The organism is Candidatus Caldatribacterium sp., assembly GCA_014359405.1.
Taxonomy (GTDB): domain Bacteria; phylum Atribacterota; class Atribacteria; order Atribacterales; family Caldatribacteriaceae; genus Caldatribacterium; species Caldatribacterium oleiphilum.
Genome location: JACIZN010000173.1, coordinates 331 through 2,605, shown reverse-complemented (window position 1 = coordinate 2,605; position 2,275 = coordinate 331). Strand labels below are relative to the sequence as shown.

The 2,275-nt window shown below is 54.5% G+C and carries 3 protein-coding genes; 2 read left to right on the top strand and 1 reads right to left on the bottom strand.

Going from position 1 to position 2,275, the window contains the following annotated elements; translation table 11 throughout:
* Positions 1-152 (bottom strand): hypothetical protein (locus H5U36_10000; protein ID MBC7218437.1); only part of this gene is annotated, 152 nt, incomplete at its 3' end.
* A gap of 81 nt (positions 153-233) precedes the next feature.
* Between H5U36_10000 and H5U36_09995 the strand changes: the two genes are divergently transcribed.
* Positions 234-800 carry a transporter substrate-binding domain-containing protein gene (locus H5U36_09995; GenBank protein MBC7218436.1) on the top strand — a complete coding sequence of 189 codons (567 nt, stop codon included), beginning with the start codon at positions 234-236 and terminating at the stop codon, positions 798-800.
* Positions 797-2,197, top strand: a complete 1,401-nt coding sequence (locus H5U36_09990; GenBank protein ID MBC7218435.1) for an HD domain-containing protein — start codon at positions 797-799, stop codon at positions 2,195-2,197. The genes H5U36_09995 and H5U36_09990 overlap by 4 nt, the downstream gene beginning before the upstream one ends.
* Positions 2,198-2,275 lie beyond the last annotated feature (78 nt).

Here is a 2,275-nt window from a genome sequence, read left to right as displayed (position 1 = left end):
AGACCTCTTGAGGCCGCCTCTTCTGCCCAGCCCCTGAAGCAAGCGATATCGGGAGGGAAACCGTACACGGCAAAGGCAAAGAGAATCCGCAAAAGAAGGGCAAAAGAAAGAATAAGCCAGAAGTCCCTTGGAAAGGGGTTCTCCTTGCCCAAACCCAAGCCTCCTCAAACGTTTCCCTCATTATACCAGTCTGTGGTATACTTCTTCCATAGAATCGGTGGGGGAGGGTAGTTATGCGGCGGTTTTGCCGCACTGTCTTTTTTGGGTTTTTCCTCCTTTCTCTTCCTCTCCTGTGCTTCGCTGAAGAAACCCGACCTCTCCGTGTGGTGATCGACCAGGATTACCCGCCCTTTTTCTACATCGATGAAGAGGGAAGGTTTGCCGGGGCCTCGGTGGATTTCTGGAAGCTCTGGGAAGAGAAAACGGGAATCCCTGTGGAACTCATTCCCCTTCCCTGGGAGAAAGCCCACGAGGTTATGAAGGCTCACGAAGCCGAGGTCATCGACACCATATTCTGGACTCCCGAACGGGAGCTGTACCTCGATTTCGCCGGTCCCCTCTTCCCCATGACCTCAAGCATCTACGTTCGCCGGGGGATTCGCGTGGCCTCCCTTTCTGATCTCACACCCCACGTTGTGGGGGTAAAATCCCGGGATGCCCTCGTGGACTACGCAAGGTCGGAGAATCCCTCTCTCCAGTTTCGCCTCTTCCCGAACTACTCTGACATCGTCGCCGCGGCCAAAAGAGGAGAAATCGACTGCTTCCTCATGGACGACCTCCCCGCGAACTACTCCTTGTGAAGTACGACCTCCTTGCCCACTTTTCTCGTGTTCCCCTCCCCATCCTCAACCACCTCTACCTTGCCACCTGGAAGGGGAATGCCAAGGTTCTCGGTATCCTCAAGGAAGGGCTTGCGAAGTTCTCCAAAGAGGAAATCGATAATCTCCTCAAGCCCTACGTGGTAGAGCTCGAAACCCACCCTCCTTGGCTTGGGAGCGTTATAGCGGTTCTTGCCCTTGGAACTGCAGCCTTCATTGGCATTCTCTCTGTCTTCAACCGCCTCCTGAAACGACGGGTCGCCCAGGCAACGAAGTCCCTCAGAGAGGCCGAACAGAAACTCCTCAAAACCGTGGAAGTCGTGGCATCTCTGCCTCTCTTTTCAGTAAAGGAAGAGGTGTTTCTTTCCAGAATTCTCGACCTTGCCCTGGAACTCATTCCAAAGGCCTCTTCGGGGAGTGTACTCCTTGTGGACGAAAGTGGGAGAGGAAAGATTGTTGCCGTTCGGGGGCACGACGAAGGTCTTGTGGGGTTCACTTTTGAGAAGGAAGACCTCATTGTCTTTGATAAAGTGATGGTTGTCCAGGACATTCTGAACCCAAAAAGGAAGTTCTCCTCAAAAGAGCGCTTCGAGAGGCTTGTGGCCCTCTCCCGACCCATCTCTGAAACGCTCGGTGCCCCTTTCTTCTGGAAAGAGAAGTTCTTTGGACACCTCACCCTCGATATCCCCAAAGGGGACAAAGAGCACTTCAACGAGGAGGACATCGCCCTTGTCGAACAATTCGCCCGTATATGCGTCGCCTTTCACGCCCTGCGAGAATACGCCCAAAAGGAGGAGTCGCTCTTGGAGGGGTTGCTCTTAGCTCTTGCCAAGGCCCTCGAGTACTACGATGGCTCCACCCGGATGCACTCTGAGGTCTCCGCGGGGTACGCTTTCGAAATCGCCCGATCCCTTGGCCTCGATGAGGAGAGGGCCCGTTTAGTCCGCTGGGCAGCTCTTGTGCACGATGTAGGAAAGATCTTCATCCCTCAGGAAATCCTCCGTAAACCCGCAAGGCTCACTCCTGAAGAGTACGACCTTGTAAAGCTCCACGCCATAAAAGGCGAGGAACTCCTTCTGAGCATCAAAGGCCTTGAGTCCATTGCTCGCATTGTCCGCCACCACCATGAACGCTTCGATGGAACCGGCTACCCCGATGGCCTCCGGGGAGAGGAAATCCCCCTTGAGGCAAGAATCCTGGCAGTGGTGGACGCTTTCGAAGCCATGACGAGTGACCGTCCGTACCGGAGAGCAATGAGCGTTGATGAAGCCCTCGAGGAACTCAAGCGTTTCTCGGGAACCCAGTTCGATCCTGAGGTCGTCAGGGTCATGGTCGCCGTTGTAGAGGAACAAATAGAGTACTCTCGGGGTAGGGATTGAGGAACTCCCCTGTCCCGGTTCACACAGATCTGCAACAGGTAGGGTAGACAAAAAAGAAGAGAGGCCTGTATCCTAACT

Coding starts and splice junctions, on each gene's coding strand:
- H5U36_09995 (MBC7218436.1), top strand. CDS start 234: ATGCGGCGGTTTTGCCGCACTGTCTTTTTTGGGTTTTTCCTCCTTTCT.